At 69.1% G+C, this 25098-nt stretch carries 23 protein-coding genes, 1 tRNA gene and 2 pseudogenes; 4 read left to right on the top strand and 22 right to left on the bottom strand.

Annotated features, from left to right (window positions below; genetic code table 11):
- Positions 1 to 226 precede the first annotated feature (226 nt).
- The 15 genes and pseudogenes from rnhB to rpsB all read right to left on the bottom strand — a co-directional run.
- Positions 227 to 829, bottom strand: a pseudogene (gene rnhB, locus JHD63_RS14850) (ribonuclease HII); the annotation flags it as partial.
- Positions 801 to 1922 carry a lipid-A-disaccharide synthase gene (gene lpxB / locus JHD63_RS14845; protein WP_198971595.1) on the bottom strand — a complete coding sequence of 374 codons (1122 nt, stop codon included), beginning with the start codon at positions 1920 to 1922 and terminating at the stop codon, positions 801 to 803. The gene lpxB and the pseudogene rnhB, both read right to left, overlap by 29 nt.
- Before the next feature lie 89 nt (positions 1923 to 2011).
- Positions 2012 to 2806 carry an acyl-ACP--UDP-N-acetylglucosamine O-acyltransferase gene (gene lpxA / locus JHD63_RS14840; RefSeq protein ID WP_198971594.1) on the bottom strand — a complete coding sequence of 265 codons (795 nt, stop codon included), beginning with the start codon at positions 2804 to 2806 and terminating at the stop codon, positions 2012 to 2014.
- A gap of 28 nt (positions 2807 to 2834) precedes the next feature.
- On the bottom strand, positions 2835 to 3275 hold the full coding sequence (gene fabZ, locus JHD63_RS14835; protein ID WP_198971593.1) for a 3-hydroxyacyl-ACP dehydratase FabZ: 441 nt from the start codon (positions 3273 to 3275) through the stop codon (positions 2835 to 2837).
- A gap of 5 nt (positions 3276 to 3280) precedes the next feature.
- Entirely contained in the window at positions 3281 to 4264 is a 984-nt protein-coding gene (gene lpxD, locus JHD63_RS14830) for a UDP-3-O-(3-hydroxymyristoyl)glucosamine N-acyltransferase (RefSeq protein WP_198971592.1), read from the bottom strand.
- 24 nt (positions 4265 to 4288) lie between these two features.
- Positions 4289 to 4813 carry an OmpH family outer membrane protein gene (locus JHD63_RS14825; protein WP_198971591.1) on the bottom strand — a complete coding sequence of 175 codons (525 nt, stop codon included), beginning with the start codon at positions 4811 to 4813 and terminating at the stop codon, positions 4289 to 4291.
- On the bottom strand, positions 4813 to 7110 hold the full coding sequence (gene bamA / locus JHD63_RS14820) for an outer membrane protein assembly factor BamA (protein WP_198971590.1): 2298 nt from the start codon (positions 7108 to 7110) through the stop codon (positions 4813 to 4815). The genes JHD63_RS14825 and bamA overlap by 1 nt, the downstream gene beginning before the upstream one ends.
- 74 nt (positions 7111 to 7184) lie before the next feature.
- Positions 7185 to 8552: an RIP metalloprotease RseP gene (gene rseP, locus JHD63_RS14815; protein WP_198971589.1), complete on the bottom strand. Its 1368-nt coding sequence runs from the start codon at positions 8550 to 8552 to the stop codon at positions 7185 to 7187.
- Positions 8553 to 8573: 21 nt separating this feature from the next.
- Positions 8574 to 9761: a 1-deoxy-D-xylulose-5-phosphate reductoisomerase gene (gene ispC / locus JHD63_RS14810; RefSeq protein WP_198971588.1), complete on the bottom strand. Its 1188-nt coding sequence runs from the start codon at positions 9759 to 9761 to the stop codon at positions 8574 to 8576.
- A 12-nt stretch (positions 9762 to 9773) separates the two neighbouring features.
- Complete coding sequence (locus tag JHD63_RS14805) at positions 9774 to 10628, bottom strand: phosphatidate cytidylyltransferase (RefSeq protein ID WP_198971587.1); 855 nt, start codon at positions 10626 to 10628, stop codon at positions 9774 to 9776.
- Between the two features lie 8 nt (positions 10629 to 10636).
- Entirely contained in the window at positions 10637 to 11392 is a 756-nt protein-coding gene (uppS, locus tag JHD63_RS14800) for a polyprenyl diphosphate synthase (RefSeq protein WP_198971586.1), read from the bottom strand.
- A 156-nt stretch (positions 11393 to 11548) separates the two neighbouring features.
- Positions 11549 to 12109: a ribosome recycling factor gene (gene frr, locus JHD63_RS14795; protein ID WP_198971585.1), complete on the bottom strand. Its 561-nt coding sequence runs from the start codon at positions 12107 to 12109 to the stop codon at positions 11549 to 11551.
- 49 nt (positions 12110 to 12158) lie between these two features.
- Positions 12159 to 12881 carry a UMP kinase gene (gene pyrH / locus JHD63_RS14790; protein ID WP_198971584.1) on the bottom strand — a complete coding sequence of 241 codons (723 nt, stop codon included), beginning with the start codon at positions 12879 to 12881 and terminating at the stop codon, positions 12159 to 12161.
- 105 nt (positions 12882 to 12986) lie between these two features.
- The gene (gene tsf, locus JHD63_RS14785; protein ID WP_198971583.1) at positions 12987 to 13916 is read right to left on the bottom strand and encodes a translation elongation factor Ts; all 930 of its coding nucleotides are present in this window, start codon (positions 13914 to 13916) and stop codon (positions 12987 to 12989) included.
- Between the two features lie 89 nt (positions 13917 to 14005).
- Positions 14006 to 14761, bottom strand: a complete 756-nt coding sequence (gene rpsB / locus JHD63_RS14780) for a 30S ribosomal protein S2 (protein WP_198971582.1) — start codon at positions 14759 to 14761, stop codon at positions 14006 to 14008.
- 272 nt (positions 14762 to 15033) lie between these two features.
- On the opposite strand from rpsB, the gene JHD63_RS14775 reads away from it, so the two are divergent.
- Together JHD63_RS14775 and JHD63_RS14770 are read left to right on the top strand one after the other, a co-directional pair.
- Positions 15034 to 16239, top strand: a complete 1206-nt coding sequence (locus JHD63_RS14775) for an FAD-dependent oxidoreductase (protein WP_198971581.1) — start codon at positions 15034 to 15036, stop codon at positions 16237 to 16239.
- 15 nt (positions 16240 to 16254) lie between these two features.
- Positions 16255 to 17763 carry an NAD(P)H-hydrate dehydratase gene (locus JHD63_RS14770; protein WP_198971580.1) on the top strand — a complete coding sequence of 503 codons (1509 nt, stop codon included), beginning with the start codon at positions 16255 to 16257 and terminating at the stop codon, positions 17761 to 17763.
- An 11-nt stretch (positions 17764 to 17774) separates the two neighbouring features.
- Here the strand turns inward: JHD63_RS14770 and JHD63_RS14765 are convergent, their stop codons facing one another.
- Complete coding sequence (locus JHD63_RS14765) at positions 17775 to 18539, bottom strand: SDR family oxidoreductase (RefSeq protein WP_198971579.1); 765 nt, start codon at positions 18537 to 18539, stop codon at positions 17775 to 17777.
- A gap of 38 nt (positions 18540 to 18577) precedes the next feature.
- Entirely contained in the window at positions 18578 to 20830 is a 2253-nt protein-coding gene (gene rnr, locus JHD63_RS14760) for a ribonuclease R (RefSeq protein ID WP_233168194.1), read from the bottom strand.
- 50 nt (positions 20831 to 20880) lie between these two features.
- Here rnr and JHD63_RS14755 point away from each other — a divergent pair.
- A tRNA-Leu gene (locus JHD63_RS14755) sits at positions 20881 to 20965 on the top strand.
- Positions 20966 to 21362: 397 nt separating this feature from the next.
- The gene (locus JHD63_RS14750; protein WP_198971577.1) at positions 21363 to 21545 is read left to right on the top strand and encodes a hypothetical protein; all 183 of its coding nucleotides are present in this window, start codon (positions 21363 to 21365) and stop codon (positions 21543 to 21545) included.
- A gap of 29 nt (positions 21546 to 21574) precedes the next feature.
- On the opposite strand, the gene rimO is transcribed toward JHD63_RS14750, so the two are convergent.
- From rimO to JHD63_RS14720, 5 genes and pseudogenes are all read right to left on the bottom strand, one after another.
- A complete protein-coding gene (gene rimO / locus JHD63_RS14745; RefSeq protein ID WP_198971576.1) occupies positions 21575 to 22981 on the bottom strand; it encodes a 30S ribosomal protein S12 methylthiotransferase RimO in 1407 nt (468 codons plus the stop codon).
- A 70-nt stretch (positions 22982 to 23051) separates the two neighbouring features.
- Positions 23052 to 23609: a polyhydroxyalkanoate synthesis repressor PhaR gene (gene phaR, locus JHD63_RS14740; RefSeq protein ID WP_198971575.1), complete on the bottom strand. Its 558-nt coding sequence runs from the start codon at positions 23607 to 23609 to the stop codon at positions 23052 to 23054.
- Positions 23610 to 23713: 104 nt separating this feature from the next.
- A complete protein-coding gene (locus JHD63_RS14735; RefSeq protein ID WP_198971574.1) occupies positions 23714 to 23884 on the bottom strand; it encodes a hypothetical protein in 171 nt (56 codons plus the stop codon).
- A gap of 90 nt (positions 23885 to 23974) precedes the next feature.
- Positions 23975 to 24259, bottom strand: a complete 285-nt coding sequence (locus JHD63_RS14730; RefSeq protein WP_198971573.1) for a hypothetical protein — start codon at positions 24257 to 24259, stop codon at positions 23975 to 23977.
- Between the two features lie 719 nt (positions 24260 to 24978).
- Positions 24979 to 25098 (bottom strand): annotated as a pseudogene (locus JHD63_RS14720) (IS5/IS1182 family transposase); the annotation flags it as partial.

The raw sequence follows: 25098 nt of genomic DNA, 5'->3' as shown, positions 1-25098 counted from the left end.
CCCCCCCCCCCCCCCCCCCCCCCCCCCCCCCCCCCCCCCCCCCCCCCCCCCCCCCCCCCCCCCCCCCCCCCCCCCCCCCCCCCCCCCCCCCCCCCCCCCCCCCCCCCCCCCCCCCCCCCCCTCTTTCCAACAGATGTGTATAAGAGACAGGGGTGACGACCGGCTCGGCCCGCAGCAGCGCGCACGCGGGCACCGGCAGCGGCGCGAGGGAGGCGACGTGCACCCGCGCCACCGGCGCGAACGAGCGGCGGTGGTGCGGGCTGGCCCCGTGCGCCTGCAGGGCGGCCAGGTGCTCGGCCGTGCCATAGCCCTTGTGCTGGGCGAAGCCGTAGTGCGGGAACTCCAGGTGCAGGCGCTCGCACAGGCGGTCGCGGTGCACCTTGGCCAGGATCGAGGCGGCGGAGATCGCCTTCACCAGCGCATCGCCCTTGACGATGGCCTCGGCCAGCACGTCCAGCGACGGCAGGCGGTTGCCGTCGACCAGCACCTTGGCCGGCTTGAGCCGCAGGCCGTCCACCGCGCGGCGCATGGCCAGCAGGGTGGCCTGCAGGATGTTGAGCGTGTCGATCTCTTCGACCGAGGCCTCGGCCACCGAGCAGCACAGCGCCTTGTCGCGGATCTCGTCATAGAGGCGCTCGCGCCGCAACGCCGTGAGCTTCTTGGAATCGGCCAGGCCGCGGATCGGACGGCTGTCGTCCAGGATCACGGCGGCGGCCACCACCGGGCCGGCCAGCGGGCCGCGCCCGGCCTCGTCCACGCCGGCGACCAGGCCGGGCACGTCCCAGGACAGGGTCGCCTGTTCAGGCAGAGAGGAGCGTCTGGATCGCATCGGCAGCAAGAGAGGGAGTGTCGCGCCGCAGCTCGTGGTGCAGCGCAGTGAAACGGGATTGCAGGGCCGCGATTTTCTCCGGAGCCTCGAACCACGCCAGCACCGCGTGGGCGAGCGCCTGCGGCGTGGCCGCGTCCTGCAGCAGCTCAGGCACGACGAAGTCGCGGCACAGGATGTTGGGCAGGCCGACCCAGGGCTGCAGCCGCTTGGGCGCCATCAGGCGCCAGGACAGCCACTGCATGTTGTAGGCGATCACCATCGGCCGCTTGAACAGCGCGGCCTCCAGCGTGGCGGTGCCGCTGGCGATCAGCGTCGCGTCGCAGGCCGCCAGCACCGCGTGCGACTGCCCCGCCACCACCTGCACCTGGCCCGCCATGCCGGCCGCGGCCACCGCCGCCTCGATGCGGCTGCGCAGCGCCGGCACAGCGGGAACTATGAATTTCATAGCAGGATGCCGGCGCCGGACCAGGGCTGCAGCCTCGAAGAAGCGCGCAGCCAGGTAGGCGACCTCGGAGTTGCGGCTGCCCGGCAGGATCGCCAGCACCGCATCCCCGGGCGCCAGCCCCAGCAGCGCGCGCGCGGCGGCGCGGTCCGGCTCCATGGGGATCACGCCGGCCAGCGGATGCCCCACGTAGCTCGCGGCGATGCCATGCTGCGCCAGCAGCGCGGGCTCGAACGGGAAGATGCACAGCACATGCTCGGCGCTGCGCCGGATCTTTTCCAGCCGGTGCGCGCGCCAGGCCCAGACCGAGGGGCAGACGAAGTGCGCGGTCTTCACCCCGGCCGCGCGCAGCGAGGCTTCGAGGTCGAGGTTGAAGTCCGGCGCATCGACGCCGATGAACACCCGCGGAGGCTGCGCCAGCAGACGCTCGCGCAGGCGGGCCCGGATGCCGACGATCTCGCGGTAGCGGCGCAGCACTTCCAGGCTGTAGCCGTGCACCGCGAGCTTGTCGCTGTGCCACCAGGCCTCGAAGCCGCGCCGCGCCATCTGCGGCCCGCCAATGCCGTGGGCCGCAAGGCCGGGCCAACGCGCCTGCAGGCCATCGAGCAGCAGGCCGGCCAGCAGGTCGCCCGAAGCCTCGCCGGCGACCATCGCCACCGGCATGGCGTAGGAGGAAAGAGACGCCGCGCCGGCCACCGAAGCACCGACGGGCAGCGCGGACGGCGCATTCATGGCGCCGGCTAGCGCAGGATGCCGCGCTGCGGCGTCACCCCGGCGAGAAAGCCGAGCATCAGGTCGACGTCGGGCTGCGCCTGCGGGAAGCGCCCGGCCAGCGCGCCGATCTGCGCCTGCGCCTGTTCGAGCGTGAGCCCCTCGCGGTACAGCGCCCTGTGCATGGCCTTGACCGCCGCGATGCGCTCGGCCGAGAAGCCGCGCCGGCGCAGCCCCTCGAAGTTCATCGAGCGCGCGCCGGCCGGCTGGCCCTGGCTCATCACGAAGGGCGGCTGGTCGGCGAACAGCAGCGCGCACATGGCCGTCATGCCATGCGCGCCGATGCGCACGAACTGGTGCACCACCGTGAAGCCGCCCAGGATCACCCAGTCGCCGACCTCGACGTGGCCGGCCAGTTGCGAGTTGTTGGCGAAGATGGTGTGGCTGCCCACGGCCACGTCGTGCGCCAGATGCACGTAGGCCATGATCCAGTTGTCGTCGCCCACGCGGGTCACGCCGCCGCCGCCGGGCGAGCCGATGTTGAAGGTGCAGAACTCGCGGATGGTGTTGCGGTCGCCGATGCGCAGCTCGCAGGGCTCGCCCGCGTACTTTTTGTCCTGCGGGATCGCGCCCAGCGAGTTGAACTGGAAGATGCGGTTGTCGCGGCCGATGGTGGTGTGGCCCTCGATCACGCAGTGCGCGCCGACCGTGGTGCCCGCGCCGATCCTCACGTGCGGGCCGATGATGGTGTAGGGGCCGACGCTGACCGAGCTGTCGAGCTCGGCCGCCGCATCGACGATGGCGGTGGAATGGATGCCGGTCACGGTCTCTGGAATCAAGGGCCGCGGCGCTTCAGGCGATGCTGCGCATGGTGCACATCAGCTCGGCCTCGCAGGCGACCTCGGTGCCCACCCGCGTCACGCCCTTGAACTTGAAGATGCCGGCCTTCATGCGCTCCAGCGTCACGTCCATGACGAGCTGGTCGCCGGGCTCGACCGGCCGCTTGAAGCGCGCGCCGTCGATGCCGGCGAAGTAATACACCGTCTTGTCGTCGGGCGTCACGCCCATCGTGTCGAAGGCCAGCAGCGCCGCGGCCTGCGCCATGGCCTCCAGCATCAGCACGCCCGGCATGACCGGGCGGTGCGGGAAGTGGCCGGTGAAGAACGGCTCGTTGATCGTGACGTTCTTCAACGCGCGGATGCTCTTGCCCTGCTCCAGCTCCAGCACGCGGTCGACCAGCAGGATCGGGTAGCGGTGCGGCAGTTGTTTGAGGATCTGGTGAATGTCCAACATGGTGGTCAGCGGGTGTCTGGTGATTCTCTGTTCTCGAGCGCCTTGAGGCGCTCGCGCAACCCATGCAGTTGCTTGAGGGAGGCGGCGTTCTTCTCCCACTTCGCATTCTCGTCGATGGGAAACAGGCCAGTGTACTGGCCCGGCTTGTGGATAGAACGCATGACCACCGAGGCCGCCGAGACGTGCACGTGGTCCGCCAGGCTCAGGTGCCCCAGCACCACGGCGCCCCCGCCCACCGTGCAGTGCGCGCCGATCACCGCACTGCCGGCGACGCCGGCGCAGCCGGCCATGGCGGTGTGCCGGCCCACGCGCACGTTGTGGCCGATCTGCACCAGGTTGTCGAGCTTCACGCCGTCCTCGATCACGGTGTCGCCCAGCGCGCCGCGGTCGATGCAGGTGTTGGCGCCGATCTCCACGTCGTCGCCGATGCGCACCGCGCCCAGCTGCTCGATCTTCTCCCAGCGCCCCTCATGCGGCGCGAAGCCGAAGCCGTCGGCCCCGATCACCGCGCCCGGGTGCAGGATGCAGCGCGCGCCGATGTGGCAGTCCTCCCCCACCGTGACGCGCGACGCCAGCACGGTGCCGGCACCGATGTGCGCGCCGCGCTCCACCACGCACAAGGGGCCGATCGATGCGCTCGGATCGACCAAGGCCTCGGGATCGACCACGGCCGATGGATGCACGCCGGCGCGCGGCGCCCGGCCCAGGTGGCGCTTCCAGAACTGGGTGAGGCGCGCGAAGTAGTAATAGGGCGCATCGGCCACAATGCAGGGCCCGCGTGCGAGCGCGGCGTCGCGCAAGGCCGGTGCGACGATGACACAGGCAGCCTGCGATCTTGCAAGCTGTTGCACATATCGGGGGTGACTCAGGAATGCGATCTGGCCCGGCCGGGCCGCTTCGAGCGGCGCCAGACCCTGGATCAGCAGCCCCCCATCGCCGTGCAGTTCGCCGCCAAGCGCGGCCACGATGGCATGGAGGGGGAGCGCCACGGGCGGACGAGGGCCGGCCGGCGCCTACTTGCCGCTGCCGGCAGCGCCGTTGAGGGCCTTGATCACCTTGTCCGTGATGTCGTACTTGGGGTTGATGTAGACGGCTTCCTGGAGGATCACGTCGTACTTCTCGGTCTCGGCCACCTGCTTGACCACCCGGTTCGCGCGCTCGAGCACCTGCTGCAGCTCTTCGTTCTTGCGCGCGTTGAGGTCTTCCTGGAACTCGCGGCGCTTGCGCTGGAAGTCACGGTCCTGGTCGACCAGCTGGCGCTGGCGCGCGGTGCGCTGGCTCTCGGACATGGTGGGCGCCTCACGCTCGAACTTGTCGGAGGCGGCCTTCAGGGCATCGCCCTGGTCGATCAGATCCTTCTCGCGCTTGGAGAATTCCTGCTCGAGCTTGGCCTGCGCGGCCTTGGCCGTGGTGGCTTCGCGGAAGATGCGGTCCGTGTTGACGAAACCTGCGCGGAATCCCTCGGATTGCGCGGATGCGGTCGCCGCCAGCGAGCCCAGCAGCAGGCCAACGGCGCAATGACGGATGATGGATTTCATTAGAAAGACGTTCCGATCTGGAATTGCAATTTCTGGATTCTATCCCCGGCAAACTTGCGCACCGGTTGTGCAAAGGCAAGACGCAGCGGGCCGACAGGGGATATCCAGCTCAGGCCGACGCCGGTGGAGACACGCATCTCGCCGGCGCGAATCGGCTGGTTCTCGCCGAAGACGTTGCCGACGTCCACGAAGGCGAACAGCCGCAGCGTGCGGTCGTTGCCAGCGCCGGGGAACGGCGCGGTCAGCTCGGTGTTGAGCGTGAACTTCTTGGTGCCGCCGATGGACGAGCCGGTCACGTCGCGCGGCCCCAGGGTGCCCTGGTCGAAGCCGCGGACCGACCCCAGGCCGCCCGAGTAGAAGTTCTTGAAGATCGGGAATGGCCGGCCGCCCAGCCCCTTGCCCGCGCCCAGCTCGGTGTTGAAGGAGAGCGTGAACTTCTTGTTCAGCGGCACGTACTGCTGGAACTGGTAGTTGCCGCGCACGTAGCGTGCGTCGCCCGCGACGCCGAGCTCCGAGTTGAAGCGCTGGTAGCGGCCGCGGTTGGGCACCAGGGCGCTGTCGCGGCTGTCGCGCGACCAGCCGATGGTCAGCGGCAGCGAGTAGGTCACGTAGCCGACCTGCTCGGCGTATTTCAGGTAGGCGCCGGGAATGTTGGTGCCCGGCTTGATCTCGGTGCGCTCGCCGCCGGCGCCGAAGAAGACGGTATCGGTCTCGCTGAACGGCACGCCGAAGCGCATGCTGGCGCCGGAGGTCAGCAGCCGGTAGTCGCCGCCCTGGTCCTGGTATGGACGCGTGGAGCGGTGGTACACGTCGATGGTGCGCGAGATGCCATCCTGCGTGAAGTACGGGTTGGTCGTGCTCAGCACGATGGCGCGGTTGTACTTGCTGGTGTTGATGTCCAGGCCCAGGTAGTTGCCCGAGCCGAACACGTTCTCCTGCTTGATGCCGAAGGTCAGCGCGATCTTCTCCGCGCTGGAGAAGCCTGCGCCCACCTGCAGGCTGCCGGTGGGCTTCTCGGTGACGTTGATGACGAGGTCGACCTGGTCGGGCGAGCCCGGCACGTCCTGCGTGTCGATGTTGACCTCGCTGAAGTAGCCCAGCCGGTCCACCCGATCGCGCGAGAGCTTGATCTTGTCGCCGTCGTACCAGGACGACTCGAACTGGCGGAATTCGCGGCGGATGACCTCATCGCGCGTGCGGTTGTTGCCGCTGACCATGATGCGGCGCACGTAGGCGCGGCGCGCCGGGTCGGCCTGCAGCACGAAGGCCACGCGGTTGTTGGCGCGGTCCACCTCGGGCACGGCCTCGACGCGGGCGAAGGCGAAGCCGAAGTTGCTGAAGTAGTCGGTGAATGCCTTGGTGGTCTCGGCGACCTGGTCGGCGTTGTAGGGCTCGCCGGGCCGGATCTTCACCAGCGACTTGAACTCGTCGTCGCGGCCGAGATAGTTGCCTTCGAGCTTCACGCCCGACACCACGTAGCGCTGGCCTTCGGTGACGTTGACGGTGATCGTGATGTCCTGCTTGTTCGGCGAGATCGCCACCTGGGTGGAGTCGACGCGGAACTCGAGGTAGCCGCGCGCCAGGTAGTAGGAGCGCAGGGTTTCCAGGTCGGCATTGAGCTTGGCGCGCGAGTAGCGGTCGGACTTGGTGTACCAGCTCAGCCAGCCGCCGGTATCGAGGTCGAACAGGCCCTTGAGCGTGGATTCGCTGAAGGCGCTGTTGCCGACGATGCGGATGTCCTTGATCTTGGCGGGCTCGCCCTCGGAGACGGTGAAGGTGAGGTTGACGCGGTTGCGCTCGATCGGCGTGACCGTGGTGACGACCTCGGCGCCATAGAGGCTGCGGTTGATGTACTGGCGCTTCAACTCCTGCTCGGCGCGGTCGGCCAGCGCCTTGTCGAACGGGCGGCCTTCGGTCAGGCCGACGTCGCGCATGGCCTTCTTCAGCGTGTCCTTGTCGAACTCCTTGGTGCCGGCGAAATCGACGTCGGCCACCGTCGGGCGCTCCTCCACGATGACGGTGAGCACGTCGCCGGAGACTTCCAGGCGCACGTCCTTGAACAGGCCGAGCGCGAACAGCGAACGGATGGCGCCCGAGCCTTTCTCGTCGTTGTAGGTGTCGCCGATGCGGAACGGCAGCGACGCGAAGATGGTGCCCGGCTCCACGCGCTGCAGCCCCTCGACGCGGATGTCGCGCACCGTGAACGGGTCGACCGCCCAGGCGGTATGGGCCGCGAAGAGCAGCGCGGCCACGGCCGAGACGGAACGCAGGCGGAAACGGGTGATGTGTTGCTTCATGGATCAGATCTCTGGCGGACGCCGGCCCGGCGGCGGAGCGGCGCCGGAACCCGCCGCATTATGACGGACGCGGCTCAACCGAAAAGGCGCGCGACGTCGTTGAACAGCGCGAGGGAGGTCATCATCAGCAGCAGCGCGACGCCGCCGCGCTGCAGGCGCTCCAGCCAGAGTTCGGACACGCCGCGCCCGGTGACCGCCTCCCACAGGTAGTACATCAGATGGCCGCCGTCGAGCACCGGCAGCGGCAGCAGGTTCAGCACGCCCAGGCTCACGCTGATCAGCGCGAGGAAGCTCAGGTAGTGGACCAGGCCCAGGCTGGCCGACTTGCCGGCGTAGTCGGCGATGGTGAGCGGCCCGCTCAGGTTCTTGATGGAGGCCTGCCCGATGAGCATGCGCCCGATCATGCGCAGGGTGAGCGAGGACACCTCCCAGGTCTTCTTCACGCCCTGCACCAGGCCGTCCACGGGGCCGTAGCGCACGGTCAGCATCGCCGGCTGCCCGCCCACGAAGGCGTTGATGCGGCCGAAGCTCGCGCCGTTGTCGTCGACCACCTGCGGCGTGACCGGCAGCGACAGCGACTCGCCCTCGCGCTCGATCTGCCAGGTCTGCGTGCGCGGCTCGCCGTCCTGCACCGAGGCCCGGATGGCCTCGCGCAACTGCTGGCCGTCGCCGATCGGGGTGCTGCCGATGCGGCGCACCACGTCGCCCTGGAGCAGGCCGGCGGCCGCGGCGGCGCCCTCGGGCTTGACCTCGCCGAGCACCGGCGGCGTCCAGGGGCCGACGATGCCGATGTCGCGGAACATCTGCAGGTTGGCGTCGCGCGCCTGCAGGCGGCTCAGTTCCAGGACGATGCTGCGCTCGGCGCCGGGGCCTTCGGCGCGCGTGGTGACGAGCTGCAGGTCATGGCCGTCGAGCGCGGCGCGGGTCAGCATCCAGCGCAGATCCTCGAAGGAGGCGACTTCGCGCGGCGTGTCTCCCGCGAAGCCCGCGCGCAGCACGCGCTCGCCGCCCTGCAGGCCGGCAGCGGCGGCGACCGAGCCCGCGGGCGGGGCCGGCAGCACCGGCAGCGGCTCCTGCACGCCGCCCCAGTTGACCGCGGCGTATAGCAGCACCGCCAGCAGCAGGTTGGCCGCCGGGCCGGCGGCCACCACGGCCGCGCGCTGGGCCAGCGGGCGGTTGTTGAAGGCCTGCTCACGCTCCTGGGGCGCGACCGGCGCCTCGCGCTCGTCCAGCATCCGCACGTAGCCGCCGAAGGGCAGCAGCCCCACCACGAACTCGGTCGGCGAACCCTTGGGCTGCCAGCGCAGGATCGGCGGGCCGAAGCCGATCGAGAAGCGCAGCACCTTCACGCCGCAGGCCACGGCCACACGGTAGTGGCCGTATTCATGCACCGCGATGAGCAGCGCCAGCGCCACGATGAAAGCCACGATGGTCATCAGCATGGGTATCCCCTTCTGGGTGGATCAGGCCTCGAACCGTGCGGCGCAGCGTTCGGCCGCTTCGCGCGCCAGCGCGTCCAGCGCGAGCAGGGCCTGCAGCGAGTCGAGCGGGGGCGGCGCCACGGCCTCGAGCGTGGCCAGGATGAGCTGGTGGATCTGGTCGAAGCGGATGCGCCGCGCGAGGAACGCCGCCACCGCCACCTCGTTGGCGGCGTTGAGCACGGCCGTCGTGCCCGGCACGGCGCGCAGGGCCTGCCAGGACAGGTGCAGGCCCGGAAAGCGGGTGGCATCGGCCTCTTCGAAGGTCAGCGCCGACAGCGTCGTGAAGTCGAGCCGGGGCGTGCCGCTCTCGATGCGCTCGGGCCAGGAGAGGCCACAGGCGATCGGCACGCGCATGTCCGGGGTGCCGAGCTGCGCCAGCACCGAGGCGTCGGAGAACTGCACCATCGAATGGATGATCTGCTGCGGGTGGATCACGACCCGGATCTGCTCGGGCGCCAGGTCGAACAGCCAGCGCGCCTCGATCACCTCCAGCGCCTTGTTCATCATGGTGGCCGAGTCCACCGATATCTTGCGGCCCATCGAGAAGTTGGGATGGGCGCACGCCTGCTCGGGCGTCACGTCGCGCAGCGTGCCCGGATCGCGGGTACGGAACGGCCCGCCGGAGGCGGTCAGCAGGATGTGGTCGACGCGGCGGCTCCAGGTCGCCGGGTCTTCGGGCAGGCACTGGAAGATGGCCGAGTGCTCGCTGTCGATCGGCAGCAACCGGGCGCCGCCGGCGCGCACCGCCTCCATGAACCAGCCGCCGCCCACCACCAGCGCCTCCTTGTTGGCCAGCAGCAGCCGCTTGCCCGCGCGCGCCGCCGCCAGGCAGGACGCCAGGCCGGCAGCGCCGACGATGGCCGCCATCACCAGATCCACCTCGGGATCGGATGCCATCATTTCAATAGCATCAAGCCCAGACAGAACCTGGGCTTCAAGCCCATTTGACTCGATTTTCTGGCGCAGCACGGCGGCCGCGGCCGCATCGGCCATCACCGCGAAGCGCGGGCGGAAGCGCGCGCACTGCTGCAGCATCAGGTCCACCTGGGTCGCGGCGCTGAGGGCGAACACCTCGAAGCGCTCCGGATGCCGCGCCAGCACGTCGAGCGTGCTGACGCCAATGGAGCCGGTGGAGCCGAGTACGGTGACGCGGCGGCGGGATTCGTTCATGGATTCAGTGGTTTACGACGCCAGCGGTCTGCAGAGCATCATCGCCAGCGGCAATGTGGGCAACAGGGCATCGACCCGGTCGAGCACGCCGCCGTGGCCGGGCAGCAACTGGCTGCTGTCCTTGGCGCCGGCGCTGCGCTTGACCAGCGACTCGATCAGGTCGCCGGCCACGCTCATCGCGGCCAGAAAAAGCACGCCCAGCACCATCAGCCCTGTGCCGTGCGCCGCCAGCCGGCTGTAGAAGCTGGGCACCGGAGCCCGCAGCGCAGCATCGGCCGCGACCCAGACGAAGGCCAGCAGCAGCACGCCCAGCATGCCGCCCCAAACCCCCTCCCAGCTCTTGCCCGGACTGATGGAGGGCGCCAGCTTGGCGCGGGTGAAGCGCAGGCCGAAGGCCCGGCCGGCGAAATAGGCGCCGATGTCGGCCACCCAGACCAGCACCAGCACCGACAGCAGGAAATTGGGGCCGATCACGCGCGCCTGCGCCACCGCCAGCCAGGCCAGCCACAGCGCCAGCAGACCGGCCGCCAGCCGCAGGGCGCGCGGCAGCCTGGGCCAGCCGGCCACGCCCGCGCGCAGCAGCGCCGCGCCGCCCAGCACCCAGAGCGCGCCGCCCACGGTCCAGAGCAGCGGAAGCGGCCGGCCGAGCAGGCCCAGCGCCCAGGAGCCGGCACACAGCGCCACGCAGGCCAGCGCCAGGCCAAGCGCGCCCGCGCCGCCGCAGCCGTTGAGCCGACCCCACTCCCAGGCGCCCGCGCCCATCATCAGCAGCGCGATGGCGCAGAACGGCAGCGGCGACGGATAGAACAGCGCCGGCAGCAGGATGGCCAACAGGACGATGGCGGTGATGACGCGCTGCTTGAGCATGGGGCCCTTCAGACCTGGGAGGCCAGGGCGGCGGCCGTGGCGGCGCGCGCGGGCGGCGGGGCCAGGGCGGCAGCGACCTGGGCGGAGGTCTGGCCGAAGCGCCGCTCGCGCCGCGCGAAGCAGGCCAGCGCCTCGTCCAGCGCGGCGGCGTCGAAGTCCGGCCAGAGCCGGTCGCTGAAGAAGAGCTCGGAATAGGCCGCCTGCCACAGCAGGAAGTTGCTGATGCGCTGCTCGCCGCCGGTGCGGATCAGCAGGTCCGGGTCGGGCACGTGGGCCAGCGCCATGGCGCGGTTGAGCGCCTCCTCGGTGATCGGCTCGCCGCGTTCGGCCAGGGCCTGCGCCGCCTGGGCGATGTCCCAGCGGCCGCCATAGTTGAAGCAGACGTTGAGCACCAGCCGCTGGTTGCCGGCGGTGGCCCGTTCGGCCTCGTCCAGCCCCCGCCGCACCTTGTCGGACAGCCCGCGCCGCTCGCCCGCGAAATGCAGGCGCACGCCGTCGGCATGCAGTTGCGGCACCTCGCGCGCCAGAGCCTTGGCCAGCAGTTCCATCAGGCCCGACACTTCCTCGGCCGGGCGGTTCCAGTTCTCGGAGGAAAAGGCGAAGACGGTCAGCACCGCGATCCCGCGCTCGACGCACAGGCGCACGCAGCGCCGCAGCGATTCCACGCCCTGCCGATGCCCGGCGATGCGCGGCAGGAAGCGGCGCGACGCCCAGCGCCCGTTGCCGTCCATGACGATGGCGACGTGGTGCGGCACCGCACTCATCTCAGTCGCCCAGGCGCTGCGCGCCACCCATGGCGCATGAAGCCGGCGCGCCGCATGCGCGAACATCCGCGGAACCGGCTCCGCCGAGCCGCAGGATGTGCCCCCCCGAGGGAGTGGGCGAAGACGCGAAGCGCGTAGCCTGGGGGTGTTTCATCGCTACACGGCCATGATTTCTTGTTCCTTGGCGGCGACGAGCCTGTCGACCTCGGCGATGTGCCGGTCGGTCACTTTCTGCACGTCGGCTTCGGCGCGTTTCTGGTCGTCCTCGGAGACATGCTTGTCCTTGACCAGCTTCTTCACCGCCTCGTTGGCGTCGCGGCGCAGGTTGCGCACGGCGATCTTGGCGCTTTCACCTTCGTTGCGCACCAGCTTGGTCATTTCCTTGCGGCGCTCCTCGCTCATCGGCGGCATCGGCACGCGGATCAGGTCGCCCATGGAGGCCGGGTTCAGGCCCAGGTCGCTTTCGCGGATGGCCTTCTCGATCTTGGCGCCCATGCCCTTTTCCCAGGGCTGGACGCTGATGGTGCGCGAGTCCAGCAGGGACACGTTGGCCACCTGGCTGATCGGCACCGGCGAGCCGTAGTAGTCCACCTGCACCGAATCGAGCAGCGCAGGGTTGGCGCGGCCGGTGCGGATCTTCGCGAGGTTGTTCTTGAAGGCGTTGATGGACTGGTCCATCCTGGCTTCGGTGTTGGTCTTGATGTCGGCGATGCTCATGTCGATTCTCCGGAGATGCTCAGGCTGGGGCGACCGGCGCCCGCGTGCTTCATACGTGGACCAGCGTACCCTCGTCTTCGCCCATGACCACGCGCCTGAGCGCGCCGTGCTTGAAGATGGAGAAAACCTTCAGCGGCAGCTTCTGGTCACGGCACAGCGCGAAGGCCGTGGCGTCCATGATGCCGAGATTTTGCGCCATCGCGTCGTCGAAGCTGATGCGCGCGTAGCGGGTGGCGCCGGCGTGGAGCTTGGGGTCCGCGTTGTAGACGCCGTCGACCTTGGTGGCCTTCAGCACCAGCTCGGCGCCGATCTCGGCACCGCGCAGCGCGGCGGCCGTGTCGGTGGTGAAGAAGGGGTTGCCGGTGCCGGCCGCGAAGACCACCACCTTGCCCTCTTCGAGGTACTGCAGCGCCTTGGGGCGCACATAGGGCTCGACCACCTGCTCGATCGCGATGGCCGACATCACGCGGGCCACCAGCCCCTGCTTGTCCATGGCGTCGGCCAGGGCCAGCGCGTTCATCACGGTGGCGAGCATGCCCATGTAGTCGGCCGTGGCACGGTCCATGCCCACGGCACCGCCGGCCACGCCGCGGAAGATGTTGCCGCCACCGATCACCACGGCCACCTGCACGCCCATGTGGGTGACCTCGGCGATCTCCCCGACCATGCGCACGATGGTGGCGCGGTTGATGCCGAAGGCATCGTCTCCCATCAGCGCCTCCCCGGACAGCTTGAGCAGGATGCGCTTGTAGGCTGGCTGGTCGGCGGGCATGGGGAACTCCTTGAGGCGGTATGCGTTGATGTTGTTCTGGAATACGGAAAAGCTGCGCAGCAGCCGCGGCGGCCCGTCAGCGGGTCCGCCGCGGCAGGCCCGTCCTCAGGCGGCGCTCTTGGCGGCGGCGACCTGCGCGGCGACTTCGGCGGCGAAGTCGTCGACCTTCTTCTCGATGCCTTCGCCTACGACGTAGAGCGTGAAGCCCTTCACGTTGGTGCTGGCGGCCTTGAGCATCTGGGCCACGGTCTGCTTGCCGTCGGCAGCCTTCACGAAGACCTGGTCGGCCAGCGAGACTTCTTTCAGGTACTTCTGCACGGCACCCTCGATGCGCTTGGCCGTGATTTCCGCGCTCTGGGCGGGCTTGCCGGCGGCGACCAGTTCCTTGTTGGCTTCGTCGGCCTTGCCTTCTGCCACCGCGCGCTCCTTGGCGATCAGCTCGGCAGGCACGTCGGCGCTGGTCAGGGCCACGGGCTTCATGGCCGCCACGTGCATGGCCACGTCCTTGGCGGCGGTGTCGTCGCCGTCGAACTCGACCACCACGCCGATGCGCGTGCCGTGCAGGTAGGACGCGAGCTTGGCGCCCGAGGCGAAGCGCTTGAAGCGGCGGAAGGACATGTTCTCGCCGATCTTGCCGATCAGGCCCTTGCGCACGTCCTCCAGCGTCGGGCCGAAGCCGTCCTGCTCGTAGGACAGCGCGCCCAGCGCGGCGACGTCGGCCGGGTCGTGCTTGGCGACCAGTTCGGCGGCGGCCTTGGCCAGCGCGATGAAACTGTCGTTCTTGCTGACGAAGTCGGTTTCGCTGTTGACCTCGATCAGGGCGCCGGTGGTGCCGTCGATGTAGCTGGCGACCACGCCTTCGGCGGTGATGCGGGCAGCCGCCTTGCCGGCCTTGTTGCCGAGCTTGACGCGCAGCAGCTCTTCGGCCTTGTCCATGTTGCCTTCGGCCTCGGTGAGGGCCTTCTTGCACTCCATCATGGGGGCGTCGGTCTTGGCGCGCAGTTCGGCGACCATGCTTGCGGTAATTGCAGCCATCAGTATTTCTCCGTCTTCAGTTCAAACCATCGTTGTCGGCTAAAAAAAAGGGGCGACAACGCCCCTTCCTTGGCGGCAGGAAGCGCCGATCAGGCGGCAGCGCCCTCTTCCACTTCCACGAATTCGTCGCCGCTCTCGCTGGAGACGGCCTTGACGACGTCATTGACCGCATTGGTGCGGCCTTCGATCACGGCGTCGGCCATGCCGCGGGCATACAGCGCCACGGCCTTGGCCGAGTCGTCGTTGCCGGGGATCACGTAGTCGATGCCCTCGGGCGAGTGGTTGGAGTCCACCACGCCGATCAGCGGGATGCCGAGCTTCTTGGCTTCGGCGACGGCGATCTTGTGGTAGCCCACGTCGATCACGAAGATGGCGTCGGGCAGCGCGGTCATGTCCTGGATGCCGCCGATGTCCTTCTCGAGCTTGTCGATCTCGCGCGAGAACGTGAGCTGCTCTTTCTTGGACAGGCCTTCGAGGCCGGCTTCCTGCTGGGCCTTGAGGTCCTTCAGGCGCTTGATCGAGGTCTTGACCGTCTTGAAGTTGGTCAGCATGCCGCCGAGCCAGCGCTGGTCGACGTAGGGCACGCCTGCGCGCTGCGCTTCGCTGGCCACGATCTCGCGCGCTTGGCGCTTGGTGCCGACGAAGAGGATGGTGCCGCGGTTGGCGGACAGCTGCTTGGCGAACTTGGCCGCCTCCTGGAACATCGGCAGCGATTTTTCCAGGTTGATGATGTGGATCTTGTTGCGATGACCGAAGATGAACGGGGCCATCTTGGGGTTCCAGAAGCGGGTCTGGTGGCCGAAGTGGACACCGGCTTCCAGCATTTCGCGCATGGTGACGGACATGGTGATCTCCAAAGGTTGGGTCTGAAATCCAGTCCTCATTTGCGCAGGGCGCGCAACACCTTGAGGTGGACTGGTTTGCGATTTGTTCCTGCCAGGCAGCCCGATGCGGCCCGGTGAAACCCAAAGAGTATAGCATGCAGGGTTTTCCCGGGCTTGCCTCCGGCAGCACCGCGCGCGGGGCGCGGCGCCATTCCGATCCTCTCTAGATTGATAGCATGAAGCCCAGGAATTACCTAGGCTTCAGGCACTTTTGGCTTGCAAACAGAACATCCATGAAGATTGCCATCGTCGGTGCCGGGATGGCCGGCATCGCCACCGCCTGTGAACTGGCCTCCGACGGCCACGCCGTGACCGTTTTCGAACGCCGCGGCGCCGCCGCCGAGGAGGCCAGCTTCGGCCATGCCGGCCTGGTGGCCCCGGCCTGCATGGTGGGCCATCTCGGCAGCGAGGCCATTCCGGTGCGCGGCTGGGAGGCCTCGCCCGGCGCCTGGAGCTGGCGCCGCCGGCAGCACGGCTCGCGGCAGGCGGCGGCCGGCACCGACGCCCGGCTGGCGCTGGCGCGCTTGAGCCAGGAGCGGCTGCGCCTGATGGCCGGCGCGCTCGAACTGCACTACCAGCGCGCCGACGGCGTGCTGGTGCTGATGCGCAGCGCCAAGGAGCGCCGGCGGCTGGCCCCGCTCTGGGAGGCCCTGCGCGGCGCGGGCCTGGCGGCCCACGAGGCCGGCGCCGCCGCCATCCGCACGCTCGAGCCCGGGCTCAATGCCGATACGCCATTGGCCGGCGCCATGCACCTGCCGGGCGACGAGGTCGGCAATTGCCGCCAGTTCGCCCTGCTGCTCAAGGCCGAGGCCGAGCGCCACGGCGTCATCTTCCACTTCGGCACCACGGTGGAGCGCGTGGAGGGCGGCGCCGCGCCCGCCCTGCGGCTGCAGGGCCACTCCACGCCCTGGCCCTGCGACGCGGTGGTGCTCTGTGCCGGCACGGCGGCGCCGGCGCTGCTGCGGCCGCTCGGGCTGCATCTGCCCTTTGCCACGCTGCACGGCTATTCGGTCAGCGCCCCGATCCGCGAGCCGCTGCATGCGCCCGGCAGCGCCGTGGTCGACGCCGGCAGCGGCGCCACCATCGTCCGCCTGGGCGACCGGGTGCGCGTGGCGGGCGCCGCGCACTTCGGCAACGCCTCCGAGGCGCAGCGCAAGACCGCCCTGCAATCCCTGTACCGCGCGCTGCACACCTGGTTCCCCGGCGCCGCGCGCCTAGTGGGCGGGCTGGCGCAGGAGTGGCACGGCCAGCGCCTGGTGCTGCCCGACGGTCGCCCGCTGCTGGGCGCCTCTGGCACGCCCGGCGTCTGGCTGCACCTGGCCCATGGCGGCCATGGCTGGACCGGCGCCTGCGGCGCGGCGCGGCTGGTGGCCGACGCGATGGCAGGAGAAACGCCCGCCGTGCCGCTGGACGCCTTCTCAGCGCAGCGCTTCCGCTGAACACCCGGGACGCCCATGGACCGCATCACCCCCGCGCAGCCCCACGCCCTGCACGACACCGCCGCCACGCGGCAGATCGAACGGCGCCTGCAGCAGAGCCTGCCGCCCTGCACGCTGATGCAGCGCGCCGGCCATGCCAGCGCGCGGCTGGCGCAGGCCCTGGCGCCGCATGCGCGCAGCATCTGGATCGCCTGCGGGCCGGGCCACAACGGCGGCGACGGGCTGGAGGCCGCGGCGCTGCTGCAGCAGGCCGGCCGGCCGGCCTGGGTCACGCTGCTGGCCGAGCCCGCGCGCCTGCCGCCGGACGCGCGCCACGCACTGCAACGCGCCCAGGACGCGGGCGTGCGCTTCGGGCCGCCGCCGGCGGCGGGCGCCTTGAGCGCGCAGGACCTGGCCATCGACGCCGTGCTGGGCATCGGCGCGGCGCCCGGGCGCGCCGACGCATGGCTGCAGCAGGCCATCGCCGCGCTGGCCGCATGCGGCGCGCCGGTCCTGGCGCTGGACCTTCCCTCGGGCCTGGATGCCGACACGGGCACGTTCAACTCAAAATTGATAGCTGAAAGCCCAGGAACTATCTGGGCTAGAGGCCTATTTCATGCAAAAAACACCCTGAGCCTGCTGACCCTGAAGCCCGGCCTGTTCACCGCCCAGGGGCGCGACATGGCCGGTGCGGTCTGGTTCGACGACCTGGGCAGCGGCGCGCAACGGCACCCGCCCACGGCTTGGCTGGCCGGCGCGGCGGGGCCGGAGCGCCGCCTGCATGCCTCGCACAAGGGCAGCTACGGCGACGTGGCCGTGATCGGCGGCGAAGGGCTGGCGCGCGCCGGGCGCGGCATGAGCGGCGCGGCCCTGCTCGCGGCCACCGCCGCGCTGCATGCGGGCGCCGGCCGGGTGCTGCTGGCGCTGCTGGAGGGCAACGCCGGTTTCGGCATCGACCCGGCGCAGCCCGAACTGATGCTGCGCAGCACGGAAGCGCTGGATCTGCGCAGCGGCGCCGTGGTCTGCGGCTGCGGCGGCGGCGACGCGGTGCGCGGCGTGCTGCCGCGCGTGCTCGGCGAGGCATCGCGGCTGGTGCTCGACGCCGACGCGCTCAACGCCATCGCGGCCGACGCGCAACTGCGCCGCCAGCTCGCCCGCCGCGCCGCGGCCGGCCAGCCCACGGTGCTCACGCCGCATCCGCTGGAGGCCGCGCGCCTGCTGGGCCAGACCGCCGCCGAGGTCCAGGCCGACCGGCTGGCCGCGGCCCGCAGGCTGGCCGAGGACTGCGGCTGCACCGTGGTGCTGAAAGGCTCGGGCAGCATCGTGGCCGCGCCGCGGCAGGCGCCCTCGATCAACCCCACCGGCAACGCCCGCCTGGCCACCGCGGGCACCGGCGACGTGCTGGCCGGCATGGTGGGCGCCGGCCTGGCCCGGGGTGCGGACGCTTTTTCAGCAGCCGTCGCGGCGGTCTACCGGCACGGCGCCTTGGCCGACCAGTGGCCGCCCGGCGCGCCCCTGACGGCCAGCGCGCTGGCGCGACGCTAGCGCCGCAGTTCTCAGCCTCGCCCGGCGAAGGGCATCTTGGTGGCCATGACCGTGTGGAACATGACGTTGGCCTCCAGCGGCAGACTGGCCATGTAGCGCACCGATTCACCGACGATGCGCACGTCCATCACCGGCTCGGCGGCGACCTCGCCATGGGCCTGCAGCACGCCGCGCGCCATGCGCTCGGCCATCGGCGTCAGCGCGTTGCCGACGTCGATCTGCCCGACGGCGATGCCGAAGGCGCGGCCGTCGAGCGAGGCGGTCTTGGTCAGGCCCGAGACGCCGTGCTTGGTGGCGGTGTAGGCGATGGAATGCGGCCGTGGCGTGGTGGCGGAGATGGAGCCGTTGTTGATGATGCGACCGCCGCGCGGCGTCTGCGCCTTCATCACGCGGAAGGCTTCGCGCAGGCACAGGAACATGCCGGTGAGGTTGACGTCGACCACCGCCTGCCAGCGCTCCAGGCTCAGCTCGTCGATCGGGCTGGTGGCGCTGGTGCCGGCGTTGTTGAACAGCAGGTCGACCCGGCCGAAGGCCTGCACCGCAGCCTGGAACAGGGCCGCGACCGAGGCTTCGTCCGCCACATTGGCCGGCACGGCGCGCACGCGCGCGGCGTCGGGCGCCAGCGCCGCGACTTCCTCCAGAGGCGCGGCGCGGCGCCCCGCGAGCACCACGCGCCAGCCGTCGTCGAGCAGGGCCAGCGCGGCGGCGCGGCCAATGCCCGTGCCCGCGCCGGTGACGATGGCCACGCCGCGTGGCGGTGCGGTGTCTGCTGCCATGAAAAGTTCCTCCGATGCTTGGTTCGATCGGCGCCTTCTCAGCGCCGGGATTTGCGCGACTTGCTCTTGGCCACGGCCTTCTTGACCGAGGCCTTGAGCGCCTGCAGCGGCGAGCGCGGCGGCAGGCGCGGCTCGCTGGCGGCGAAGTCCGCCCCCTGCTCCTTGCGCTGGCGCGCGGCGCGCTTGTCGGCGGCGCTGGCCGGCGTGCCGTCGGGCTCGCGCACGCCCTTCTCGCGCATGGCGCGCGGCTGCAGGTCTTCACCCTCGCGCACCAGCCGGAAGTCGATCTTGCGGCCATCGAGGTCGACCCGGCTCACCTGCACCCGCAGGCGCGAACCGACCGCGTAGCGGATGCCGGTGCGCTCGCCGCGCAGTTCCTGGCGCGCCTCGTCGAAGCGGAAATACTCGCCGCCGAGTTCGGTGATGTGCACCAGGCCCTCGACGTACATGGCGTCGAGCGTGACGAAGATGCCGAAGCTGGTGACGGCGGTGACCACGCCGCCGTACTCCTCGCCCAGGTGCTCGCGCATGTACTTGCACTTGAGCCAGGCCTCGACGTCGCGGCTGGCCTCGTCGGCGCGGCGCTCGTTGGCGCTGCAGTGCAGGCCGGCGGCCTCCCAGGCCAGCATTTCCTTGGGGCTGGCGGCCAGGGCGACCACCTTCTGCGACGGCGGCTTGACGCGCTGGGCCAGCCGCTTGGCGAGCTTGGCGTGGGCTTCGCCCGGCGTGGGCAGCGAGGGCAACTGGTACTTGGTTTTGCCCAGGATGGCCTTGATGACCCGGTGCACCAGCAGGTCGGGGTAGCGGCGGATCGGGCTGGTGAAATGGGTGTAGGCCTCGTAGGCCAGGCCGAAGTGGCCGCTGTTGATCGGCGTGTAGATCGCCTGCTGCATGGAGCGCAGCAGCATGGTGTGGATCTGCTGCGCGTCGGGGCGCTCCTTGGTGGCCTGCGCGATGGCCTGGAACTCGCCGGGCGCCGGATCGTCGCTGATGGACATGCCCACGCCCATGGCCTTGAGGTAGCTGCGCAGGATGTCCTTCTTCTCCGGCGTCGGGCCTTCGTGCACGCGGTAGAGGCCGGGCTGGCCGCCCTGCAGGATGAAGTCCGCGCTGCAGACGTTGGCCGCGAGCATCGCCTCTTCGATCAGGCGGTGCGCCTCGGTGCGGGTGCGCGGCACGATCTTCTCGATGCGGCCGTTCTCGTCGCAGACGATCTGCGTCTCGGTGGTCTCGAAATCCACGGCGCCGCGCACGCTGCGCGCAGCCAGCAAGGCGCGGTAGACGTCGTGCAGGTTGAGCAGGTCGGGCACGCGTTCCTTGCGCCTGGCGGCCTCGGGGCCGCGCGTGTTCGACAGGATGGCCGCCACCTCGGTATAGGTGAAGCGCGCATGGCTGAACATCACCGCCGGATAGAACTGGTAGGCGTGCACCTCGCCCTTGGCCGTGACGAGCATGTCGCAGACCATGCACAGGCGCTCGACCTCGGGGTTGAGCGAGCACAGGCCGTTGGAGAGCTTCTCCGGCAGCATCGGGATCACCCGGCGCGGGAAGTAGACGCTGGTGGCGCGCTCGTAGGCGTCGATGTCGATGGCGTTGCCGTTATGCACGTAGTGGCTCACGTCGGCAATGGCCACCAGCAGGCGCCAGCCCTTGCCACGGCCGACGCGGGCCGGCTCGCAGTAGACCGCATCGTCGAAGTCGCGCGCATCCTCGCCGTCGATGGTGACCAGCGGAATGTCGCGCAGATCGACGCGGTCGCGGCGGTCCTGCGCGCGTACCTTGTCGGGCAGCGCCTTGGCCAGCGCCAGGCACTCCTCGGAGAACTCATGCGGCACGCCGTACTTGCGCACGGCGATCTCGATCTCCATGCCGGGGTCGTCCACCTCGCCGAGCACCTCGACGACGCGGCCCACGGGCTGGCCGTACAGCGCAGGCGGCTCGGTGAGCTCGACCACCACGACCTGCCCGGTCCTGGCCGCGCCGGTCGCGCCCTTGGGGATCAACACATCCTGGCCATAGCGCTTGTCCTCCGGCGCCACCAGCCAGACACCGCTCTCCTGCAGCAGCCGACCGATGATCGGCTGGGGCGGGCGCTCGACGATCTCGAGCACGCGGCCTTCGGGCCGCCCCTTGCGGTCATGGCGCACGATGCGCGCCTTGACGCGGTCCTTGTGCAGCACTGCGCGCATCTCGTTGGCAGGCAGATAGACGTCGGATTCGCCATCGTCCCGCAGCAGAAAACCATGGCCGTCACGGTGGCCTTGAACTGTTCCAACAAATTCTTCGAGCATGCTGCTTTGTTTCGTCATTTCTGTATATATAATCGTGTTTTTCCTGAAATGCCCAGGTGGCGGAATTGGTAGACGCACTAGTTTCAGGTACTAGCGAGTAACATCGTGGAGGTTCGAGTCCTCTCCTGGGCACCAAGATTCTTGGTTTGAAAGCCCCGCAAATCGTCGATTTGCGGGGCTTTTTCCTTGTCGGCCGCCATGCGGGCGGCTGCGCATCGGGCATCGCAGGCGGGCAACAGCCTCAGGGCACGCCCGGACGCATCAGCGTCAAAGACAGACCCGCAAAAGTGGAACAGCGTGTGTCTCCAGAAGTGGCAGAAGAGCGAGGCCACCCGCGGGCGTCTCGCCGCCATTGTGACGCATGCCCTCACCCGCAGGGCGGGCGCGCCCCAGGCGCAGGCGCCACGCCGGGGCAACTGATGGTTACGCCCATGGGCGGTTGCCGGCGCCACGATGCTGTCGAGGAGAACATCACCCAGACCATTGCATTCCACGCCAACTGGGCCTTTCTCAACCGACCAGGGAACAGACCATGAACAAGCCTGCCTACACCATTTCCGACAACGAGCTGACGGAGCTGCGTCGCCGCAATGAGGAGCGCTCGCGCGCCGCGGCGGCCGCGCTGGGCTGCAAGTATCTGATCCATCCCGCCAACCGCGTGCGGCGCCAGCCACGGCCATCGGTGCTGCGGTCACAGGAACTGATGCTGGTGTGAGGCGCACGCCGCGGCGGGCCCGCGCGCGCTCAGACAGGCAGCGCCACCAGATCGTGGCCATCCGTGCCCACGATGCGGGCCCGCGTGAATTCGCCCACCTTCAGGGTCTTGCTCAGCTTCTCCGGCGGCAGCAGCTTCACGGTGCCGTCGATTTCCGGCGCATCCGCATAGCTGCGGCCGACGCCTCCCTTGCGCCCCATGGCGGGAGCGGAGTCCACCAGCACCTGCATGGTCGCGCCGATACGCTTGTGCAGCTTGGCGGCAGAGACTTCTTCCGCCACTGCCATGAAGCGCGCGCGGCGCGCCTCGCGCTCCTCCAGGGGCAGCATGCCCGGGATGTCATTGGCCACCGCGCCGTCCACAGCGCTGTAGGCGAAGCAGCCGGCCCGGTCGATCTGCGCTTCGCGCACGAAGTCGAGCAGGTGCTGGAACTCGTCCTCCGTCTCACCCGGGAAGCCCGCGATGAAGGTGCTGCGGATGACGATCTCCGGACAGGCCTCGCGCCAGCGTAGGATGCGTTCCAGGTTCTTCTCGCCACTGGCCGGACGCTTCATGCGGCGCAGCACCTCGGGATGGCTGTGCTGGAACGGCACGTCGAGGTAGGGCAAGGCCAGGCCCTGCGCCATCAGCGGCACCACCTCGTCCACGCTCGGATAGGGGTAGACGTAGTGCAGCCGCACCCAGGCGCCGTAGGGTTCGGCCATTTCGCCCAGCGCCTGCACCAGTTCCAGCATGCGCGTCCTGACCGGTCGCCCGTCGAAGAAGCCGGTGCGGTACTTCACGTCCACCCCGTAGGCGGAGGTGTCCTGGCTGATCACCAGCAGCTCCTTGACACCACCCTCGAACAGCGCCCGCGCTTCTTTCAGCACGTCGCCGATCGGCCGCGACACCAGGTCGCCGCGCATCGAGGGAATGATGCAGAAGGTGCAGCGGTGGTTGCAGCCTTCGCTGATCTTCAGATATGCGTAGTGCTTGGGCGTGAGCTTGACGCCGGCCTCGCCCATGGCATTGGGGACCAGGTCCAGGAAAGGGTCGTGCGGCTTGGGCAGATTCAGATGGACCGCATCCATGACCTCCTGCGTGGCATGCGGCCCGGTGACCGCCAGCACGCTGGGATGCATCTGGCGCACCAGGTTGCCGCCGCCCTCCCCGCTGCGCGCCCCCAGGCAGCCCGTGACGATCACCTTGCCGTTTTCGGCAAGCGCCTCGCCAATGGTGTCCAGGCTCTCCCTGACCGCATCGTCGATGAAGCCGCAGGTGTTGACGATGACGAGATCGGCGCCCTCGAAGGTCTTGGAGGTCTGGTAGCCCTCAGCGCTGAGCTGGGTCAGGATCAGCTCGGAATCGGTCAGGGCCTTGGGGCAGCCAAGGCTCACGAATCCGACGCGGGGCGCCGCGGAACCTGTGATTTTCGTGGGGGAGAGAACTTCACTCATCCCGTCATTGTCCCCGTTCCGCGGGCGGTGCCGTCAAAACAGGGCCATTCAGAGCGCCAGGCGACGCCCTTCAGCGCTTGAGCCCGAACGCGCCGAACATCTGCTCGGTCTGCTTCTGCAACTGCTCCTGCATCTGCAGGAAGGTGTTCTTGGATTGCTCCACGTAGTTGCCCATCATGCCCTGCATGAGCGGCGACTGCATGTTCATGAATTGCGCCCACATCTCGGGCGTAAGCCCCTTGGACTGCTCGGCGAGCTTGGCCTGGATGTCGGTGAAGGCCTGGACGTTCTTCTCGAGATAGGCGCCCATGAATCCCTGCATGGCGTGGCCGTAGAAGCGGATGATGTTGGCGAGAACCGCTTCGCTGAACATCGGCGCGCCGCCCGCCTCTTCTTCCAGGATGATCTGCAGCAGGATGCTGCGGGTCAGGTCCTGGTTGGACTTGGCATCGCGGACCACGAAGGATTCGCTCGCCATGACCAGTTGCTTGACCTCGGTCAGCGTGATGTAGGCTGAAGTGGTGGTGTCGTAGAGACGCCGGTTCGGGTATTTCTTGATGATGCGCTGCGCAGGAGCGCCGCCGGCCGACTTGGGGTGTTGCAATGGAGACTCCTCTGCCCGGAGCATCCGGACTTTCTGCACTGCAACACATTCTAGGAAGGGGCGCCTCCCCGTTGCCGCAGGATAACCCTGAGAGCCCGGCCACCGAGGGATGCCGGGCCCCGCCCCACTCAACCGCCCTTGTGGGCGCGCTTGCCAGGGTTCTTCTTGCTGCGCGTGGCCGATCCACGCTCCAGGCTGCGGCGCTGGCCACGGCCCGCCGCGGTCAGCGTGGTGCCCGGAAGCGGCACGGGGGCCGGGGCGCGTTTGCGGTCGGCTTCGGTCACGATCTTGTTGCCCATATGGATGCTCCTTGCAAGTGAAAAAACTGAAAAAACTCAAGCGTCGATTAGGCCATACATCCTGAACGCACCGGCGCTGGCCGTGCAGGCTCAGGGCCCCGACACCAACAGGCCGAAAGGCGGAACTGCCTTCGCCTCGGACCGATGCATGCGCACCGGACCACTGTCCTGCTCGGCACTGTCGCCATCGCTCTCGTCGTCGGTGTCCAGCCCGTCCACGCGGACCAGCGGGATCTGCGCGCGCCGCGCCTCCAGCGCCTCGCCCGACAGCCCACTGAGCTCATCCAGCGTCACGGGGCGGTGGAGGTGCAGTTCATAGGCCACCAGTGCCAGCAGGCCGGCGATCACGGTCAAGAGAAAGTTGGTGTATTTCATCCAGGCGGACAGGCTGTGGACGGTGCCGGCAACGCAAAAGCCGCTTCAAGTTCCCCGGAGGTTCCCTGAAGCGGCTTTCTGTATTGTAGGCGCGATTGGACTTGAACCAGTGATGTCCCCCAACTACCCAGGGAAGCGATCGTGTCTTGACCGCCTGAAACCGCCTCGAAACGCCTCAAAAACCCCAGATAAAGCCCCAAACGCCGCGACCTTTGGAAGGGCCAAAAATGAAAATCGGCCTCTTTGCCGAGCATCGACAGCGTGTCGTTTTTTCCATCATCGCTGGCCCTTCCTGGGTCGATCTCATACTCGCCAGATACCGGCGAGCAGCTTCGCCCTCCATCTGCGGCCAGGCTGCAGATGCAGAGGTGAGAGATCCCCCCCCGTCCTGTCGCTTAGCGGGCACCGGCCTGCAGGTCCTAGCGCAGGCGCGGGGTATGCGGGAATTCTGGTCAGCGAGAGGACAGGAAGAGCACCTGCACCGGGACTACCGCACATTGAGCGATGGAGTATAGGAACTGCGGCTGCACCGGGAGCGGCGAACTCGCCTACTGGCGCAGATCACGGGACCGTGGAGACGATCCGCTCAGTCAATGGCCAGTCCGTCACCATCTATGTGCTGGCGAAAGCCTTCGGGGCGGCGATCTTCTTCTTGCTGATCGCGTTGGTGCTTGCCTGGGGTTCCTGGCAGGAAATCCAGGCTGAAGTTCTAAGAGCGGCTAACAAAACAAAGGGAGGTTGCGAGCACAGATGACACAACAAGCCAGGGAAAGCAGCGCGACATGAATGTCGATGCGGCGCTCGAAGCGGGTTCGCAGCTTGCCGAACGCGGCCAGCCA

The sequence above is a fragment of the Xylophilus sp. ASV27 genome (assembly GCF_016428875.1).
Taxonomy (GTDB): domain Bacteria; phylum Pseudomonadota; class Gammaproteobacteria; order Burkholderiales; family Burkholderiaceae_C; genus Xylophilus.
Note: the sequence above shows the minus strand (reverse complement) of the source record. Positions and strands in the feature narration are given on the sequence as shown.

Coding starts and splice junctions, on each gene's coding strand:
- lpxB (WP_198971595.1), bottom strand. CDS start 1,922: ATGGTCGCCGGCGAGGCTTCGGGCGACCTGCTGGCCGGCCTGCTGCTC.
- fabZ (WP_198971593.1), bottom strand. CDS start 3,275: ATGTTGGACATTCACCAGATCCTCAAACAACTGCCGCACCGCTACCCG.
- JHD63_RS14825 (WP_198971591.1), bottom strand. CDS start 4,813: ATGAAATCCATCATCCGTCATTGCGCCGTTGGCCTGCTGCTGGGCTCG.
- bamA (WP_198971590.1), bottom strand. CDS start 7,110: ATGAAGCAACACATCACCCGTTTCCGCCTGCGTTCCGTCTCGGCCGTG.
- rseP (WP_198971589.1), bottom strand. CDS start 8,552: ATGCTGATGACCATCGTGGCTTTCATCGTGGCGCTGGCGCTGCTCATC.
- ispC (WP_198971588.1), bottom strand. CDS start 9,761: ATGAACGAATCCCGCCGCCGCGTCACCGTACTCGGCTCCACCGGCTCC.
- JHD63_RS14805 (WP_198971587.1), bottom strand. CDS start 10,628: ATGCTCAAGCAGCGCGTCATCACCGCCATCGTCCTGTTGGCCATCCTG.
- uppS (WP_198971586.1), bottom strand. CDS start 11,392: ATGAGTGCGGTGCCGCACCACGTCGCCATCGTCATGGACGGCAACGGG.
- frr (WP_198971585.1), bottom strand. CDS start 12,109: ATGAGCATCGCCGACATCAAGACCAACACCGAAGCCAGGATGGACCAG.
- pyrH (WP_198971584.1), bottom strand. CDS start 12,881: ATGCCCGCCGACCAGCCAGCCTACAAGCGCATCCTGCTCAAGCTGTCC.
- tsf (WP_198971583.1), bottom strand. CDS start 13,916: ATGGCTGCAATTACCGCAAGCATGGTCGCCGAACTGCGCGCCAAGACC.
- rpsB (WP_198971582.1), bottom strand. CDS start 14,761: ATGTCCGTCACCATGCGCGAAATGCTGGAAGCCGGTGTCCACTTCGGC.
- JHD63_RS14775 (WP_198971581.1), top strand. CDS start 15,034: ATGAAGATTGCCATCGTCGGTGCCGGGATGGCCGGCATCGCCACCGCC.
- JHD63_RS14770 (WP_198971580.1), top strand. CDS start 16,255: ATGGACCGCATCACCCCCGCGCAGCCCCACGCCCTGCACGACACCGCC.
- JHD63_RS14765 (WP_198971579.1), bottom strand. CDS start 18,539: ATGGCAGCAGACACCGCACCGCCACGCGGCGTGGCCATCGTCACCGGC.
- rnr (WP_233168194.1), bottom strand. CDS start 20,830: ATGCTCGAAGAATTTGTTGGAACAGTTCAAGGCCACCGTGACGGCCAT.
- JHD63_RS14750 (WP_198971577.1), top strand. CDS start 21,363: ATGAACAAGCCTGCCTACACCATTTCCGACAACGAGCTGACGGAGCTG.
- rimO (WP_198971576.1), bottom strand. CDS start 22,981: ATGAGTGAAGTTCTCTCCCCCACGAAAATCACAGGTTCCGCGGCGCCC.
- phaR (WP_198971575.1), bottom strand. CDS start 23,609: ATGCTCCGGGCAGAGGAGTCTCCATTGCAACACCCCAAGTCGGCCGGC.
- JHD63_RS14735 (WP_198971574.1), bottom strand. CDS start 23,884: ATGGGCAACAAGATCGTGACCGAAGCCGACCGCAAACGCGCCCCGGCC.
- JHD63_RS14730 (WP_198971573.1), bottom strand. CDS start 24,259: ATGAAATACACCAACTTTCTCTTGACCGTGATCGCCGGCCTGCTGGCA.